Raw genomic sequence first — 1,242 nt, 5'->3', positions numbered from 1 at the left:
TGTACTTAAGATTCTATTTCTGTTTTTCGCATAATCGGCAGCTCCAAATGGATTTCCATTGTTGGCAACCGAATTGGTCATGATAGAAAAATCCGGAACTCTCTCCGCAATCTCTTTCCATGTATTAGACATCATATCATTGCAGATAATATATGGTGTATGAATTTTCACGCGCTCTTTTGCATTTTTCATTAGTTCTCCCAGTTGATACCAGACTACTGGTTCCTTGGGACCTGTGTGGATAGGATTTGACACTAATGCAATCTTTTCTGTCTCAAAAGTTTCGTCCGTGTAATCGGTATCGCAGATTCTTTCCTTATTCTCTTCAAAATATTTCTGATAGCCGTTCTGCAGCTCTAAAACTGCGTTCTTTACAGATTTTCTATTTGCCAGTTTTTTATTGTCATGAAAATAACCACTGTCTTCTTGTTCCCATATCGTTTCAAAATACTCTAACAACTGATTAACTGAATTTTCTTTCTCAGGTTCATCGCAAACCACTAACACATCTCTGTCATAGTTCTTATGTCCCGGAAAATCACCCAGGAAATAATTGTATGTATTTCTTCCACCAAGAATATATGTCTTACCATCTGCAATCAAATATTTATCATGCATTCTCCCCATCATCTTCCATGGTTTCAACGGATTGGCCTTATTATACAGTTTAATTTCAACATTCTCATGGGAAGATAATCCATAGAAATACGGATTTCCTTCCATATCAATCCAGCTCTCCATTCCATCTACTAACAGACGAATATGTACACCTCTGTCTGCCGCATCATGCAGTGCTCCTAAGATCAATTTTCCACTTTCATCGGATTGAAATGCAAAAGTAGAAAGAATAATTTCCTTTTTTGCATTCTTGATCAAACGCACTCTTTGTAAAAGCGCTTCTGGATTCCTTTCTATGATTACTGCCCGTTCTGTATTTTCACTGCATTCGTTCCATGACCCATTTTTTGTTTCTTTTTTGGTTGTATTGGACACTTCCGGCTGCTTTTTATATGCAACGCAGATTCCGAGCAATTCATAAAAAAACCACACATAAAAAAATTGACAGTATAACAAAAACAATTTTAAATATCTTACGTTTTCCCATCGCACATCACCTGACTTTTTTTCATCTTATGTCTATACAATACAAAGTCAGCCTCAATTTAACCTCAACAAGGTTTGTTTTTTTCATCCATGCAAAATCTTCTTTGTACAACAGACTGTTAGATATAGCAAAAACGG

Annotated in this window: 1 pseudogene; it reads right to left on the bottom strand. The window is 36.2% G+C overall.

The window, feature by feature from the left end:
* A pseudogene (locus tag ROSEINA2194_RS13440) lies at positions 1–1,105 on the bottom strand (phospholipase D-like domain-containing protein); the annotation flags it as partial.
* Between the last annotated feature and the right edge of the window lie 137 nt (positions 1,106–1,242).

It is taken from the genome of Roseburia inulinivorans DSM 16841 (assembly GCF_000174195.1).
Classification (GTDB): domain Bacteria; phylum Bacillota; class Clostridia; order Lachnospirales; family Lachnospiraceae; genus Roseburia; species Roseburia inulinivorans.
The sequence above is the reverse complement of the archived record's forward strand: the minus strand, read 5'-3'. Positions and strand labels throughout refer to the sequence as shown.